This window comes from uncultured Senegalimassilia sp., assembly GCF_902464545.1.
Classification (GTDB): Bacteria; Actinomycetota; Coriobacteriia; order Coriobacteriales; family Eggerthellaceae; genus Senegalimassilia.
On sequence record NZ_CABQJR010000013.1, the window covers coordinates 24,981 to 40,982 of the forward strand.

The 16,002-nt window shown below is 61.6% G+C and carries 12 protein-coding genes; 10 read left to right on the plus strand and 2 right to left on the minus strand.

The genetic code is table 11. The annotated features are described in order from the left end of the window. Nucleotides 1–136 precede the first annotated feature (136 nt). Nucleotides 137–592: a 50S ribosomal protein L31 gene (rpmE, locus tag RDW26_RS05020; protein WP_042433290.1), complete on the plus strand. Its 456-nt coding sequence runs from the start codon at nucleotides 137–139 to the stop codon at nucleotides 590–592. A gap of 408 nt (nucleotides 593–1,000) precedes the next feature. After that, nucleotides 1,001–1,678, plus strand: coding sequence for a flavin reductase (locus tag RDW26_RS05025; RefSeq protein WP_307982756.1), 678 nt, complete (start codon nucleotides 1,001–1,003; stop codon nucleotides 1,676–1,678). A 291-nt stretch (nucleotides 1,679–1,969) separates the two neighbouring features. Here RDW26_RS05025 and RDW26_RS05030 read toward each other — a convergent pair whose 3' ends face one another. After that, the gene (locus tag RDW26_RS05030) at nucleotides 1,970–2,857 is read right to left on the minus strand and encodes an NAD(+)/NADH kinase (protein WP_307982757.1); all 888 of its coding nucleotides are present in this window, start codon (nucleotides 2,855–2,857) and stop codon (nucleotides 1,970–1,972) included. Between the two features lie 63 nt (nucleotides 2,858–2,920). Here RDW26_RS05030 and murJ point away from each other — a divergent pair, with 63 nt between their 5' ends. Beyond that, nucleotides 2,921–4,657, plus strand: a complete 1,737-nt coding sequence (murJ, locus tag RDW26_RS05035; protein WP_307982758.1) for a murein biosynthesis integral membrane protein MurJ — start codon at nucleotides 2,921–2,923, stop codon at nucleotides 4,655–4,657. Nucleotides 4,658–5,434: 777 nt separating this feature from the next. Here murJ and RDW26_RS05040 read toward each other — a convergent pair. Then, a complete protein-coding gene (locus RDW26_RS05040) occupies nucleotides 5,435–6,916 on the minus strand; it encodes a DUF1846 domain-containing protein (protein WP_307982759.1) in 1,482 nt (493 codons plus the stop codon). Between the two features lie 424 nt (nucleotides 6,917–7,340). Between RDW26_RS05040 and RDW26_RS05045 the strand changes: the two genes are divergently transcribed. The 7 genes from RDW26_RS05045 (at nucleotide 7,341) to RDW26_RS05075 (ending at nucleotide 16,001) form a co-directional block, all read left to right on the plus strand. Continuing rightward, the gene (locus RDW26_RS05045) at nucleotides 7,341–8,942 is read left to right on the plus strand and encodes a CTP synthase (RefSeq protein ID WP_307982760.1); all 1,602 of its coding nucleotides are present in this window, start codon (nucleotides 7,341–7,343) and stop codon (nucleotides 8,940–8,942) included. Between the two features lie 137 nt (nucleotides 8,943–9,079). After that, nucleotides 9,080–10,003 carry a site-specific tyrosine recombinase XerD gene (gene xerD, locus RDW26_RS05050; protein WP_307982761.1) on the plus strand — a complete coding sequence of 308 codons (924 nt, stop codon included), beginning with the start codon at nucleotides 9,080–9,082 and terminating at the stop codon, nucleotides 10,001–10,003. A 452-nt stretch (nucleotides 10,004–10,455) separates the two neighbouring features. After that, entirely contained in the window at nucleotides 10,456–10,905 is a 450-nt protein-coding gene (locus RDW26_RS05055; RefSeq protein ID WP_114620302.1) for a division/cell wall cluster transcriptional repressor MraZ, read from the plus strand. Nucleotides 10,906–10,923: 18 nt separating this feature from the next. Continuing rightward, nucleotides 10,924–11,883 carry a 16S rRNA (cytosine(1402)-N(4))-methyltransferase RsmH gene (gene rsmH, locus RDW26_RS05060; RefSeq protein WP_202898054.1) on the plus strand — a complete coding sequence of 320 codons (960 nt, stop codon included), beginning with the start codon at nucleotides 10,924–10,926 and terminating at the stop codon, nucleotides 11,881–11,883. Nucleotides 11,884–11,978: 95 nt separating this feature from the next. Then, on the plus strand, nucleotides 11,979–12,443 hold the full coding sequence (locus RDW26_RS05065) for a cell division protein FtsL (RefSeq protein WP_042433310.1): 465 nt from the start codon (nucleotides 11,979–11,981) through the stop codon (nucleotides 12,441–12,443). A 6-nt stretch (nucleotides 12,444–12,449) separates the two neighbouring features. Next, a complete protein-coding gene (locus RDW26_RS05070) occupies nucleotides 12,450–14,498 on the plus strand; it encodes a penicillin-binding protein 2 (protein WP_307982762.1) in 2,049 nt (682 codons plus the stop codon). A 9-nt stretch (nucleotides 14,499–14,507) separates the two neighbouring features. Then, nucleotides 14,508–16,001 carry a UDP-N-acetylmuramoyl-L-alanyl-D-glutamate--2,6-diaminopimelate ligase gene (locus RDW26_RS05075; RefSeq protein WP_307982763.1) on the plus strand — a complete coding sequence of 498 codons (1,494 nt, stop codon included), beginning with the start codon at nucleotides 14,508–14,510 and terminating at the stop codon, nucleotides 15,999–16,001. The last annotated feature ends 1 nt before the right edge of the window (nucleotide 16,002 follow it).

The window sequence follows — 16,002 nt, forward strand, 5'->3', positions numbered from 1 at the left end:
CGGGGCTCTCATTCGCGGAAAACATGTGAACGCCGCGCGCAAACATCATCGCGTGCGGCGTTTTCCGTGCTATAATGCAAAGGCTTGTCTTCCGCCTTGGTCGGAAACCAAGGCACGGTAAAAGGAGTACCAGACTATGAAACAAGGAATCCATCCGGAGTACGTGGAGTGCACCGTCAAGTGCAGCTGCGGCAACACCTTCACCACCCGCTCGACGAAGTCCGAGCTGAAGGTCGACATCTGCAACGTGTGCCATCCGTTCTACACCGGCCAGCAGCGCTTCGTCGACACCGGCGGACGCGTCCAGCGCTTCGCCGACAAGTTCGGTTCCGCCAAGGAGCAGGTGGCTGCTCGCGAGGCTGCCAAGAAGGCCGAGCGCGCCGCTAAGGCCGCCGAGATCGAGGCTGCAAAGAAGGCCGAGCGCGAGGCTAAGGCCGCCGCTAAGGCAAAGCGTGCCGAGGAGTTCGCCAAGAAGGCCGCTGCTGAGGCTGAGAAGGCTGCCGAGATCGAGGCCGCTACCGCCGCTGCCGAGGCCGTCGAGGCTCCCGCAGAGGCCGAGGTTGAGGCTGCTGCCGAGACCGCTGCCGAATAGCACCACAGCACCAAGCACAAAAAGCACTGCACAAAAAGCAACAGGAAGGCCCGCGAAAGCGGGTCTTCCTGCATTTCGGTGGCGTTGCACGTATGCAGCATGTCGGTAACGCTTTGCTGTTGCGCCGCAATCGGGGTGCTGAGCGGCGTATAGTCGAAGATACGGAGGATGAAGCGCGCTGTGCGGCGTGCAGCCGACGGCGCGGCTGGGGCCGTGCCGCATCAGATCGCTTTGCGTTTCTGGTTGCTTTCGGCTCTTCTATTTAGTGGCATTGTCTCTGGGCGTTTCAACCTTCCGATTTTCGTCATTCCGCCCTTCCTGTTATTGGCGCAGGAGTGATAAGCTAACACTATTAGGAACCATTATTATTTATACTCGAACGAGCAAAGCGGGACTAAGGAGGCTCCTATGTTCGATAAGCAGGCGTTCCATTCGCTCAGTTACGGCATGTATGTCATCGGCACGCGTTTCGGCGACAAGGACTACGGATGCGTAGCTAACACGTTCGCCCAGGTCACTTCATCTCCCTTGCAGGTGAGCGTGGCACTGAACAAGGAAAACGCCACCACGGCCGCCGTGCGCCAGGCCGGTCGGTTCACGGCGTCTTGCTTGTCCGAGCAGGCCGACATGCAGCTGATCGGTACGTTCGGATTCCATACTTCCACCGAGCTTGACAAGTTTGCCCAGCATGCAAGCGCGCGCGATGAAGCCGGCATGCCTTATGTGGCCGAGCAATGCTGCGCTTGGTTTTCCGCGAAGGTGGTCTCCGAGCTTGATTTGGGCACGCACGTGCTGTTCGTGGGGGAGGTGCAGGAGTGCGCCAAGATCGCCGATGCGGGTTCCCCGATGACGTATGCGTTCTATCATCAGGTCAAGGGCGGCAAGACGCCTCCGAAGGCTTCTAGCTATCTGGGTGATGAACAACCCGCTGCCGCGCCGGCCGAGTCGAATGGTGCCGAGCAGCCCAAAATTGCCTGGCGTTGCACTATCTGCGGGCATATGGAGTACGTCGACGAACTGCCCGATGACTTCGTTTGCCCCGTCTGCGGCGTTGGCAAAGAGTTCTTCGAGCGAGTTGAACTGTAAGGTTTCGGGTTCGTTTTCCTGTTTGGTCAAGCGCTCTTGCCGTCTTCCCTAGTAAAGCGATTGGATGCATCGTGCCAGCAGGTTGGTTGCCACCGAAATCGCGGATGTTCGATTGCGCGCTCTTCTGCATATGCCTGCTCAGGATGTTTCCGTGCGCTATTGGAAAAGCCTTTTCACGGGATCCGTCAACGGTATGTGGTTCGCTTCTTGCGTTTCCGAATTCTATTGCAAAGGGCTCGCAAGCCTATTCGAGGCCTGCGAGCCCTTTGTCCTTTCTATGGGACGCGCTTCCTAGAAGAACACCTTCGCTGCGTGGTTATAGAACCCTTCGTCCTTATAACGCAGCAGGGTGGTAGGTACGTCGCCCCGGCGTACGTACAGGCGTCGAAGGGGTCTGTCGAGCTCCACCAGCTCGCCGTCTATGAACAGGGTGGCGTCGCGATCGTCCTGGTTTTCGGACAGGTCCATTTCAACCACATCGGACGGTGCAGTGACCACGGCGCGGGAGTGCAGCGTGTGCGGCGCTATGGGAACGGCTACTAGGCCCGTGAAGCCCGGTGCCATCAGCGGTCCGCCTGCCGACAGCGCATAGGCTGTGGAGCCCGTGGCGCTTGCCACCACCAAGCCGTCGCCGCGCATGTTCGCCAGGTGCGATCCCGAAACGCCCAACCCGAAATCGATGATGCGGCCGTTGGCGCCGCGGGTGACGGCAACCTCGTTCAACGCGAAGAACTCACGCGGCTCGTCGGGTTCGGCGCCGGCGCCGTCATCGGCGTAGGGGTCGGCCTCGCCTTCGCACACCACCCGTATATCCAGGTTCGTGCGCACTTCATGGGCCGCGTCGCCGGAAAGCGCCGCAACCAGCGGTTCCATGACTCCCGATTCATTCGGGTTCGCCAAAAAGCCCAGACGGCCGTAGTTGATGCCCAGGATAGGCGTGCCGTGGAAGCCCACCTGACGCGCCGTTCGCAGGATGGTCCCGTCCCCGCCCAAGGCCACCGCCATGTCCACGCCGTGCTCGAACAGCTCGGAAAGCTCGGGGGCCGCCAGGGGGGCGGCGAGGTTCGAGGAGTCCACCACGGTGTAGTCGATTCCCTGTGTGGCCAGGTACGTTACCAGCAGCAACGATGCATCGATCGCCTGCGAGTTGGAGTTATTACGCACGATGAGGATGTGCATGCGGGGCCTCTTTCCGTGTTTGCTATGATGAGCAATCATACCATCACGAGAAAGCGCATTTTCATGTCCGACAAGCTCGCACGAGCTCGACACACTCGTTCTGCCGATCTCGCGGCTTCGGCCGCTTCCCCGCAAACCCAGCCCGACACGCATGTGACGGATCCCGCATCTGGTGAATCTTGCCCCTCTCAGGGTGGCGCCGACCAAGGCTCCACTGCTGCCATCGGCGGGTCTGCGGCCCTTATCAGCATCTGCACCATCGTCTCCCGTATCACCGGTTTCGCCCGCACCTGGGCCATGGCCTTCGCGCTCGGCTCCACGCTGCTGTCAAGTTCCTATCAAGTGGCGAACAACCTTCCCAACCAGCTCTACGAGCTGGTGTGCGGTGGCATGATCGTCACCGCGTTTTTGCCGGTGTACGTTTCGGTGAAGAAGAAGCTGGGGCAGCGCGCCGGTAACGAATACGCTTCGAACTTGCTTACGTTGGTGGTGCTGCTGCTCGGAGCGGTTTCGCTTCTGTGCATGTTGTTCCCCTCTGCGGTCATCTATACGCAAAGCTTCTACTCCGATCAGTCGCAGATGGCCACTTCGGTGTTCTTCTTCCAGTTCTTCGCGATACAGATCGTGTTCTATGGCTGTTCGGCTATTGTGTCGGGTTTGCTTAACGCAAGCCGTGATTACTTGTGGTCTTCCATAGCGCCGGTGGCCAACAACCTGATCGTCATCGTCACGTTCTTGGCGTACTCGTTCGTGGCCCCGTACGACCAGCAGCTTGCGTTGTATATCATCTCCATCGGCAATCCTGCCGGCGTGTTCGTCCAGATGGCTATCCAGCTGCCTGCGCTCAAACGTAACGGCATCCGCATCCGCCCGCGTGTGAACCTGCGCGACCCAGCGCTTCGCGAGACGTTGGGCATCGGCGTTCCCGCGGTTCTCGTCATGCTGTGCTCTTTCGCCATCGTGTCGGTGCAAAACGCCGCTTCTTACAACTTCGCCGACAACGGTCCTTCCATCCTAGCCTACGCGCGACTGTGGTTCACGCTGCCGTATTCGTTCCTCGCCGTGCCCATCACCACTGCCATGTTCACCGAGCTTTCGGATATGCAAGCGGAAGGGAACATGGAGGGCGTGAAACGCGGCATTGTGTCGGGCACCAATCAGATTCTGTTTTTCATGATCCCGTTCGCTATGTACCTGGCTGTGTTCAGCATGCCGCTGGTTACCCTGTATCATGCCGGTGCCTTCACCATGGAGAACGTCTCCGCTATCGCCACGTATCTGGCAGTGTGGGCCGTTGCCTTGCCCCTGTACGGCGTGAACACTTACTTGCAGAAGACGTTCTCCAGCCTTCGTCGTATGGGCGTGTTCGCCGGCTTCAATTTCGTTGCGGGTGCCGTGCAGATCGGCCTGACCATGTTCGCCGCAAGCCATTCCGATGTTATGCCCATTAGTTCCATCGCCGTTGCCGAGGCGCTGTTCTACTTGGTTTTGGACGTGTGCTTGTTCGGGTATCTGCGACGAACCCTGGGCCCGTTCGGTCTGCGTTCCGTGGCACGTGCCTTGGCTACGGCCGTGTTGCTCGGCGGTGCCGGTGCCGCTGCCGGCGCTGCTGTGCTGTGGTTGCTGCAGACGCTGATTTCCCCGCTGTCCGGTTCTATCGTGCAGGCTCTAGCGTATGTCATGGCGGGTGGGCTGGTTGCCTTGGCCGTCACGTTCGTGCCGGCTTGCAAGCTCAAGGTGCCCGAGGCCGCCTTCATCAACACCATCGTTCGCAAGATCGGCGGGAAGCTGGGTCGGTAGTCGTTCCGCCTTCGATAGGGCGGTGCGCTTTGCTTTCCGGTTTCTGATTCCCGTGATTCCTGACGTGCCCTGCGCTGTTTGAAGAGCGCAGGGCACGTTTTTTTTGGGCTCTGGGGTTGGTCGCCCATTCTTCTTGCATTCGGCTTGATGCTCGTTATGGGTTGTTGCGAAACCTTTGCGGGCTTTTATCTGCACGGCTTCTGCCGTGCGCTGTATGCGTTCAGGCACTCTTTGAGCGAGTCGGTCAAACGGATGTGCTGTGCAGCCTCTACTCCAATCCTTTCTTGTTGCTGGTTGTCCTTACCGCTGTATTCGATTGGCGGTGCATACCTTCATGTAGGTCATGTTGCGACCTATCATCACGTCCTCGCATCATCGTGCGTGCTAGTTTCTGCATGCCTTGTTGGTTGCCGGTACACGGTGTCGTCATCCCTTTGCATTCGCCTGTTTGCTTTGAGGGCTCTATGGGACCCGCTGCAAGGGTATTTCCAAACAAACTAGCCATTAATCTGCACAAATAGGAGGAACCGATGTGTAGATGTCTACAAAAGGAATAACCGATACGCGCCAGGTAAAGCACAGGTTCGGTAAGCAATCGGCTAAAATCGCTTGCGTTGCATACAATGCCGCAAAAGCCCTCGAACGCATCCTTATGCACCCTTATCCGGAAGCATTTCATTGCGCGCGAGCGCTTGCTCAAACAAAAACGCCCCGCGAGCAACCTCGCGGGGCGTGAGTACTTTGGCGATGAACGCCAAGCAACTATGTAGCTAAGGCTTACTTGTGGAAGTACCTACGCTGCTCATATTTCGGCTCGCAGCAGGTGTTGATGCCGAGCGTGCGGTAGAGCTTCTCGTCGGTGGGGCTCAAAATCACGCTGAAGAACGCATCGCAGCCGCGCAGCTGGTCGGCTGCATCTACCAGCTGCTTGGCAACCGGATCGGTAGCGCTGGACACGGAAAGCGCCAGCAGCGTCTCGTCGGAATGCAGACGCGGGTTCTTCGCGTGCAGCGTGGACGTCTTCAGGTCGCAGATGGGCTCGATAACTTCGTCGGAGATGACGAACAGGTCCTCGTCGACGCCCGCCACGCCCTTGAGCGCGTTCATGAGCAGCGAGGAGGCAGCGCCCAGCAGGTCCGACGTCTTGCCGGTGACCACACGGCCATCGGGCAGCACCATGGCGCCGGCGGGTGCGCCGGTTGCCTCGGCCTTAAGCAAGGCGGCCGAGCGTGCGGGCGAGAAGTTCGTGTCCACGCCAACCTGGTTCATCAGCAGCTCAAGGTGCTCAACATACTCGTGATGCAAACCGGTGCGGCGCTCGTCGACCGCGGCCTGGAAATAGCGGCGCACGATCTCCATCTTCGCGGCCTCGCGGCACGCGTCGTCGTCAACAATGGCCATACCTGCCATGTTCACGCCCATGTCAGTGGGAGACTGGTAGGGGCTCGTGCCCAGGATGCGCTCCATCATAGCCTTGAGCACCGGGAAGATTTCAACGTCGCGGTTGTAGTTGACGGTGGTTTCCCCATACGCCTCAAGATGGAAGGGATCGATGGTGTTGGCGTCGTCCAAGTCGACGGTTGCAGCCTCGTACGCCACGTTCACCGGATGTTTTAGCGGGAGGTTCCAAATGGGGAAGGTCTCGTACTTCGCATAGCCCGCCTCGACACCGCGCTCGTGCTCATGGTAGAGCTGGGAGAGGCACGTGGCCATCTTGCCCGAACCGGGGCCGGGGGCGGTGACCACTACCAAGGGATGCGTGGTCTCCACGAACTCGTTCTTGCCGTAGCCCTCCGATGACACGATGCGCGCCGTGTCGTAGGGATACCCGGCGATGGGGTAGTGCAGGTAGCTCTTGATGCCGAGGCTGTCCAGGCGATGGCGGAACGCCAGCGCGTTAGGCTGGTTCTCGAAGCGGGTAATCACCACGCCGGCCGTGGCGAAGCCCATGGACCGGAAGATGTCCAGCAGACGCAGCACGTCCTCGTCGTAGGTGATGCCCAGATCGCCGCGCACCTTGTTCTTCTCGATATCGTTGGCGTTGATGGCGATGATGATCTCAACGTCTTCGGCCATCTGCTGCAGCATGCGGATCTTGCTGTCTGGCTGGAAGCCCGGCAGTACGCGCGAGGCATGGTAGTCGTCGAACAGCTTGCCGCCGAACTCCAGATACAGCTTGCCGCCGAACTGGCCGATCCTCTCTCGAATATGCTCGGCCTGCAAAGCCAGGTATTTATCGTTGTCGAAACCGATGCGCATGGGCGCAACCCCTTTCCATGACGGTAGGTTTAACCGAACCAGTATAAGGCTCGCGCGCGAAAGCATGAAGACAAGCGCACATCATCACGCGAAAAGCGAACGAAGTCCTATCGACTGCGCCCGACGAAGAGGGCGAAGGAAAGCGCAACGGCTCGTCCTTGGCCCCGGCATGTCGCCGTTCGGCTCCGCTGGGCCGGTTCCGCAAAAGCCGGAAATGCGGCACCGTCGTCCTTGCCGTCCATCTCGTTTCGGTTTCGTTTCCCCTCTGTTAAAAGGCTCGCGTGGCGCTGGGGGAGAAGTTGCGCGGCGCGTACAATAAACCAACGTTTGGAGTTTTGCCGTTGGCGTGCTGCAGGCGTATCGGCCTGGGCGCAGCGCGATCGGCGGTGGGGAATACACCGGTTTCTAAGCGCGAAGGAGAACTATGGCCAAGCATATTTTCGTAACCGGCGGCGTCGTGTCGTCTTTGGGCAAGGGCATCACGGCAGCCTCCCTGGGGCATTTGCTGAAGGCCCGCGGCTACAAGGTGACCATGCAGAAGATGGATCCGTACCTCAACGTGGACCCGGGCACCATGAGCCCGTTTCAGCATGGTGAGGTCTTCGTTACCGAAGACGGTCACGAAGGCGACCTTGACTTGGGACATTACGAGCGATTCATCGATGAGAACCTGTCCCGCGAATCGAACTTCACGCAGGGTTCCATTTACAAAACCCTTATCGCCCGCGAGCGTCGCGGCGACTTCCTCGGCGGCACTGTGCAGGTGATCCCGCATGTTACCGAGGCCATCAAGGAGCGCCTGCGCCGCATCGCCGACCAGTCCGGCGCCGACATCGTCATCTCCGAGATCGGCGGCACCATCGGCGACATCGAGTCCCAGCCCTTCATCGAGGCCGCGCGTCAGTTCAGGAAGGAAAAGGAGCGCGGCGACGTGCTGTTCATTCACGTCACGCTGGTCCCGTACATCGCCGCAGCCCACGAGGTGAAGACCAAGCCCACGCAGCATTCCGTCAAGGAGCTGCGCTCCATCGGCGTGCAGCCCGACTTCATCGTATGCCGCAGCGACCACGAGATCTCGGACAAGGTGCGCGAGAAGATCGCCTTGTTCTGCGACGTACGGCCCGACGAGGTGCTTGCGTGCACTGACAGCCCGTCCATCTACGAGGTGCCGTTCGGCCTGTACGACCAGCATTTCGACGTGAAGGTGCTCGAACGCCTGGGCCTTCCCGAGCGCCAAATCGACTTGAGTCCGCTGCGCTCGTTCGTGGACGCGGCCGCCCATGTGGAGCATGACTGCGACGTGGCTATCGTCGGCAAGTACACGAGCCTGCCCGACGCGTATCTTTCGGTCATCGAGGCGCTGCATCATGCAGGTGTATACAACAACACCCAGGTTAACGTGCATCTTATCGATGGCGAAGAGCTCAACGACGGCAACGTCGAAGAGGTGCTGGGGTCCATGGACGGCATTCTGGTGCCCGGCGGCTTCGGCCAGCGCGCCTTCGAGGGCAAGATCTGCGCGGTACGCTACGCCCGCACGCATGACGTGCCGTTTTTGGGTATCTGCCTGGGCATGCAGGCGGCGGTGTGCGAGTTCGCGCGCGATGTGGCGGGCATGCCCGGCGCGACGTCTGCGGAGTTCGACGAGAACGCCGAGTTCCCCGTGATCGACCTGATGCCCGAGCAGGAGGACGTCGAGGACAAGGGCGGCACCATGCGATTGGGCGCCTACCCGTGCAAAGTCGCCCCTGCATCCATGGCTTTCAAAGCTTACGGTGAGGAGCTCATCTACGAACGCCATCGCCATCGCTACGAGGTGAACAACGCGTTCCGCGACCGCTTGGCGGAGGCGGGCCTGGTCATCTCGGGTGTTTCCCCTGATGGTCGCCTGGTTGAGATGATCGAGCTGTCTGATCATCCGTGGTTCGTGGCAAGCCAGGGCCACCCTGAGTTCAAAAGCCGTCCGACCAGGCCACACCCCTTGTTCCGCGACTTCGTCGCCGCGGCGCTGGATCATCGCGAGTAATCCGGCAGGTTCCGGGGTTCGGACTAAACCGGTTGAAGGTTTACATAATGTTGTTGTTGCGAAAAGGTCGCCGTATTGGGCGGCCTTTTCCGCGTGGTGGGGTATATAAAGATGGACCGATAGGGAAGGAAGCGCTAGTGGACGAGAGCATCGATACCGACGATTTGATCGATTTGGCGGCGGAGTACATCGCCTACCTGCGCATCGAGCGCGGCAGCTCGCCGCGCACCATCGAGGCCTACGAGGCTGACCTGGAAACCTACCGGGATTTCCTGTCTTCGCAGGACATCGAGAAGCTCTCGCAGGTGTCGCGCGAGTCCATCGTGGCGTATCAGGAGCATCTGTTCGCGCAGGGCTATGCCGCCTCGACGGTGTGCCGAAGAGTGTCGGTGGTGAAGGGTTTTCACCGGTTTTGCGTGGCCGAGGATTACACCGAAAGCAACCCTGCGGCAGGGCTGCCGCTGCCGAAAACCCCGGAGCGCCTGCCCGACGTTCTGTCCATCGACCAGGTGCAACGCTTGTTCGAAGAGCTTGAGGGGCAGGAGGGCGGTCCCGCGGCCGTGCGCAACCGCGCCATGCTCGAGGTGCTTTACGGATGCGGTCTGCGCGTCAGCGAGCTGTGCGGCCTCGACCTGCCCGACGTGGTGCTCGACCAAGGGTATCTGCTCGTGCTCGGCAAGGGCGGCAAGCAGCGCATCTCCCCGATATCAGGTGCGGCGGCAACCGCCTTGGCCGACTACCTGGAGAATGCGCGCCCGCAGCTGACCAAGCCTTACGCCAAACCCACCGACGCCGTGTTCTTGAACGCCCGCGGCGGCCGCCTGACGCGTCAAAGCGTGTTCAAGGTGGTGGCGCGCGCGGGCCTTGCCATCGGCGTGGACAACCTGCATCCGCACACGCTGCGCCATTCGTTCGCCACGCATATGCTGCAGGGCGGGGCGGACTTGCGCGTCATTCAGGACATCCTGGGGCATTCCGACATCTCGACCACGCAGGTCTACACCCACGTCGATCGCAGCCACCTGCGCGAGGAGTACCTGCACGCGCACCCGCGCGCGTAAAGGTTGGGGAGCGAAAGCGTTCGCAACCGTCTTCAACCGGTCCCGCTATCGGTTAAAGACGGTAACCGGTACCATCTTTCACAATGAACCGGCGGACAACGGGCAGCGTCTCCCGCAGCGCGGCGGCAGCCGTCGTGCCAACGCCTCCCACTTCGTCCCACTCGCCCCACATCGCCCCACGCCACCGAATCCGCACAAATGCAATCCCACTTCATCCCACCCCATTTTTGCCCAAGCGCAAATCTATATATTGTGGTTGGCGAACCACCTTGCGCACCATATGGAAACCACCCCTGAAAACACCTGTTTTACGAATGAATCAGGCAGGTTACAAGGGGTCAACGCCTGTGCAAAACCGCCCAAAACGTGCCGCAAGATGTTGCGAAGTGGGATGAAGTGGGGTAGAATCCCAAACACCGAACGGAACAAACGGAAAGCAGCGGAAGGAAGGCATGGCAGAAGGCGTCGACAAGCCGATCGACATGAACGGCTCCTACCGACACAAGGTAGACGCCAAGGGCCGTATGTCCCTGCCCGCCGCGTTTCGCAAGGTCCTTTCGGAAGATCTGGTGGTAACCCTCAGCCCCGATGACGAGTGCCTGTACGCATTCGAGCCTCAGGCGTTCGAGGACTGGATCGTGTCGCTGTTCGATAGCAAGTTCGGCGGTTACGACCCCACGTCCAAGGCCCATGTCGGCTTGCGCCGCAAGCTGAAGAGCCGCGCCAACAACGTCAGCGTCGACAACGCCGGGCGCATCGGCATCCCCGCCGAGCTGCGCCAGAAGGCCGGCATCGACAAGGACGTCGTCGCATTGGGCAACACGGGCTACTTCGAGATCTGGGACGCAAAGCGCTTCGATGAGCAGGATGACGACATCGACTTGAGCGTGTTGTTCAGCTAATCGGAAGGCGTGAGCGAATTGGCAAACCAAGAGTTTCGGCATATACCGGTCCTGCTCCCCGAGTGCCTCGAGCACTTGAACCTCAAACCGCAGCAGACGTTCGTGGACGCAACGCTCGGCGGGGCAGGGCATTCCTTCGAAGTTGCCCAGCGCATCGGATGCGGGGGCACCCTCATCGGCATCGATCAGGACGACGTGGCGCTTGCCGCGGCCGCCCGCAAACTCGGCTCGCTGCCTGATGAGCTGCGCCCGCATCTGGAACTGGTGCGCAACAACTTCGGCAACATGGACGAAGCGCTTCTGAGCGTGGATGTTCCCGGTGTGGACGCGTTCTTGTTCGACATCGGCGTATCCTCCGTTCAGATCGACACGCCATCACGGGGCTTCTCCTTCAAGGAGGACGGCCCGCTTGATATGAGGATGGATCCGGGGAAAAACACCCTAACCGCAGCAGAGGTCGTGAACACCTACAACGCAGCAGACCTCACTCGGATCATCCGCTCCTACTCCGATGAGCGGTGGGCCAGCCGCATCGCGGATTTCATCGTCCGCGCCCGCGAGAAGGCCCCGCTTGAAACGAGCGCGCAGCTGGTCGACGTCATCAAGGCGGCCATCCCGGCAAGCGCGCGCCGCGCCGGCGGACACCCCGCCAAGCGCACGTTCCAGGCCCTGCGCATCGAAGTCAACGGCGAGCTTGACGTTCTGAAAAGCGGCTTGGAAGCTGCCATCCGCTGGGCGAACCCCGGCGGGCGCATTTGCGTGATCAGCTACCACTCGCTTGAGGACCGCATCGTCAAGGATATGTTCCAAAGCTTCGCGAACCGTTGCACCTGCCCGCCCGATCTTCCGGTGTGCATGTGCGGCAAGGAGCCGATACTCAAGGTGCTTACCCGAAAGCCCATCGTTCCCACGGCCGATGAGATAGCGCGCAACCCCCGCGCCCGCAGCGCCAAGCTGCGCGTGGCGCAGAAGCTGTAGCGCAGCACGACGATAGCAACAACACGACAACCGAGCGAACCCGTTCGCGCAACGTGCCACCGTAAACGAAGCAGAAACACGAAAGGAGGTGGAGCATGAGCGCCCAGCCTGCGTATTCCCTGTATCCCGAACGCGCCGTCGAGCGCGCCCCGCGCACGCGCATCTCCGTCGTGCCCGGTCAGCGCACCCGCTCCGCCGCTCCCGCCTCCACCGTCACGCCCGGCCTCGTGCTGAAGGCGGCGATCATCGTCATGGCGGTTTTGGCCCTGGTGGGCATCGCAAGCCTCACCCTTTCGGCGGCCACTGTGACCACCTCCATGCAATCCCAGGCGCTTTCCAGCCAGATCGACGACGCCCGTGCGCAGGGCAGCTCGCTCGAGGTCACGCAAAGCCTGCTTTCCAACTCCACCCGCGTGCGCATGCAGGCCGAGAAGCTCGGCATGGCGGCGCCTGCGGAAGTGGGTACCATCAACATGCCCGAAGACGTGGTTTCCACCAACGACGATGGGTCGCTTTCCCTGTCCCGCAGCGTGGAGACCGCCACCAACGCCGGGGAGTAGCCCGTTATGCAGAATCGAAACCGCCCGCCTCGCAACGACGGCGGCGCCCGCGATGCCCAGCGTCGCGCGAACAACAGCAGATCCGGCCGTTCGTCAGGCCAACACGCAAGCCGCACCGACGCCCGCAGCGCATACCGCTCCGGGCGTCACGGCGCTTCGGGGCAGAGCCGTTCCCGCAACGCGCGCTCCGAGCGCGATGCGCGCACGTCCCGCTCGCGAAACGGCGAATCCCGCCGTCAGCCCGCCCAGCCCAAATCGGGCATTGCGGGCTTCATCGCGTTCCTCAATGCCGAGCGCGCGCTTGCGCCCCTGTTCCTGTTCGGCCTTGTCGTGGCGCTGTTCTTCGGCAAGCTCGTGTGGCTGCAGGTCATCAAGGCCCCCGAGTTCACCGAGCAGTCCCAGGCGCAGCGCACGTCCAAGATCGTGCTCGAGCCGCGCCGCGGCACCATATACGACCGCAACGGCGTAGTGCTCGCCACCAGCGTCGACGCGACCACCATCTACGTCAACCCCGTCGAGGTGAGCGACCCCAACCTGACCGCGGGCATCCTGGCGCAGGTTCTCGGCGGCGAGGCGAAGGACTACCTGGAAAAGGTCACCGCCAGCGACACGTACTATTCGATCATCAAGCGCAAGGCTGACACCTCAGTCGGCGACGAGGTCAAGCAGCTGGCCTCCGAGCGCGTCGAGGAGGCGCAGAACAAGGAGACGGCCGACGCCAAGGCGGCGGGTCGCAAAGCCGAAACCATCGCCTCTGGCATCCACTATGTCTCCGAAAGCCGCCGCGAGTATCCCAACGCCCAGGTGGGCGGCCAGGTGGTCGGCGCGTGCAGCATCGGCGTGGATTCGGACACGAACCGCGAATACTATTACGGCATCTGCGGCCTTGAGGCGCAGTACAACGACGTGCTGTCCGGAACGCCGGGCTACATGGAGCAGGAATACGGTCAGACCGGCCAGCTCATCCCCAGCGGCACGCACGAGAAGGTGGACGCCATCGACGGGCAGGACATCGTCGTGTCCATCGATATCGAGCTGCAGCGCCAGGTGGAGGATTCGCTGACATCGGGCTGCAAGGGCCTCAACGCCACGGGCGGCTCTGCCGTGCTCATGGACGGCTCCACCGGCGAGATCTATGCCGCCGCATCCCTTCCGCTGTTCAATCCCGCCGACCGAAGCGAGGTCAAGGAAGGCGCCATGCAGCTCAAGTGCGTCACCGACCTGTTCGAGCCCGGCTCCATCTTCAAGTCGGTCTCGGCCATGGCCATCTTGGAGACGGGCACGCTCACACCCGATTCCGAGCTGTTCTGCCCGGCTTCGATCACCGCGGACGGCTATACCATCTCCGACGCCCACGAGCGCGGCGACGCCACGTTCACGCTGCGCCAGATCCTCGACCAGTCCTCCAACGTCGGCATTTCGCTTGCCACGGAGAAGATGGGCTTCGAGGAGCTGTACAACCACATCGTCCGCTACAACCTGCACTCGGACACCGGCGTGGATTATCCCGGCGAAGGGGAGGAGGGCACCGACGTGCTCGGCATGCTCGCGCCCTACGACCAGTGGTCGGCGGTCCAGGCGTACAACGTCTCGTTCGGCCAGGGCGTGTCGGTCACCCCGCTGCAGATGACGCGCTTCTACGGCGCTATCGTCAACAACGGCGTCGAGTGCGTGCCGCACTTCCTCATCGGCATGCCGCAAAGCGGCACCACGCCCGCCTACGGCACCACCCAGGTCATCGAGAACACCGACGCCCTCGGGGACATGCAGTCGATGCTCAAGACCGTCGTCACCGATGGCACGGGCGCAAAGGCCGCCATCGACGGGTTCAACGTGGCCGGCAAGACCTCCACGGCCGAGATCTACGATGAGGAGAACGGCGGCTACCGCAAGAACGTGTACAACTTGGCGTTCACGGGCTTTTTGGCGGATTCGTCAAGCAAACTGGTGTGCTTTGTGGGCGCAAATGAGGTTCCTGGGGACGGCGTCGTCACGCCTATCTTTAAGGATATAATGACTGCAGCAATCGATCGATTCGGGATTACGTCTGAGTGAGGTATCCAAATGGGTAAGACCTGCACCGAACTGTTTGAAGGCATGGACTGCACCATCATCGGCAACGCGCAAGATGAGGTTGAGGGCATCGCCTATCGAAGTGATAAAGTCAAGCCCGGCGACGCGTTCTTCTGCATCGTCGGCATGAAAACCGACGGCCACACCTTCGCCCAGGACGCCATCGACCATGGCGCGAAGGTGCTCGTGGTGGAGCGCAAGGTCTACCTGGCCGACGCCACCGACGTCACGGAAGTGGTCGTTTCCGACACGCGTAAGGCCATGGCCGAGGCGTCGGCGCGCTTCTACGACGATCCGTCGCGCGCGCTTTCGCTGGTGGGCGTCACGGGCACGAACGGCAAAACCACTACCACCTACCTGGTGGAGCATATCGCCCGCGTGGCGGGCAAGCGAACGGGCGTCATCGGCACCGTGGGCACCGTCATCGGCGATGTGCATGAGAAATCTTCGCGCACCACGCCGGAATCGCCCGACCTGCAGCATCTGCTCGCCCGCATGCGCGACGCGCGCTGCGACGTGGTGGCCATGGAGGTTTCCAGCCACGCGCTCGACCTTGAGCGCACGTACGCTTCGTCGTTCGCGGTCACGGCGTTCTCCAACCTGACGCAGGACCACCTTGACTACCATCACACCTTCGAGGCCTACTTCGAGGCGAAGGCGCGCCTGTTCAGCAAGGATTACCCTGCCCGCCGCGTCATCTGCATCGATGACAAGTGGGGCAAGGAGCTGCTGCGCCGCTGCTCGGAGGCCGGCGACAGCGTGGTCACCACGGGCTTTGACCGCTCGGCGCTCATCCATCCCAAGGATGTCCAGTACTATCCCACGCACACCTCCATCACGCTCAACGTGCGCGGCTCCTACTATGAGTTCGACTACCCGCTCGTCGGCAAGTTCAACGTCGAGAACATCATGTGCGCGTTCGGCATCGGCATCCAGCTGGGCATCGGCGTGTCCACCATCATCGATGCGCTTCGCGAGGCCCCGCAGATCCCGGGCCGCCTCGAGCGCGTGCATACGCCGCATGACGGCGGCGTGTCGGTGTTCGTGGACTACGCGCACACCCCCGATGCTTTGGAGAAGGCCCTCGGGTCCATCATGGCGCTCACGCCCGGTCGCACCATCTGCGTGTTCGGCTGCGGCGGCGACCGCGATGCATCCAAGCGCCCCATCATGGGCCGCGCCGCGCTTGCGGCCGACCATGCCGTGGTCACGTCCGACAACCCCCGCACCGAGGATCCCGATGCCATCATCGCCGATATCGTGGCGGGTATGGGGCAGGGCGAGGGCCGCTTCGACGTGCAGCCCGATCGCCGCGCCGCTATCGCGCACGCCATCCAGCTTGCAAAGCCGGGCGATTCCATCCTGGTGGCCGGCAAGGGCCACGAGGACTATCAGCTGGTAGGCAAGGAAGTGCTCTCCTTCGACGACCGCGTCGTCGCCCGCGAGGAGCTTGAACGTGCATTCGGCGAAGGAGCTTGTGAGTAAC